Consider the following 323-nt stretch of genomic DNA (forward strand, 5'->3'; position numbering starts at 1 on the left):
ACATATACAGTGACAGGTTTCTCAAACGGCTGTGAATCGACCGACGCGGTTGTAGTGACCGTTGAGACTGAAACTGTGGTTGCCAATGCAGGAGCAGATGTTGAGATCTGTTCTGGAACAGTGGCTACTTTGACTGCTTCAGGAGGAACAAGCTACCAGTGGAGTACTGGAGAGACGACACAAAGCATTGAGGTAAGCCCTAACGTTACGACCACTTATTCGGTAACCGTTTTCAATACAATGGGAACCGCTTCAGATACTGACGATGTCATTGTAACGGTAAATGATTTGCCAAATACAGATGCTGGATCAGACGTGACGAT

The 323-nt window shown here is 46.4% G+C and carries 1 pseudogene; it reads left to right on the forward strand.

The features are described from left to right. Positions 1-323 (forward strand): annotated as a pseudogene (locus AB9K26_RS00595) (hypothetical protein); the annotation flags it as partial.

Origin of the sequence: Psychroserpens sp. XS_ASV72 (assembly GCF_041224425.1) — a bacterium.
GTDB lineage: Bacteria > Bacteroidota > Bacteroidia > Flavobacteriales > Flavobacteriaceae > Psychroserpens.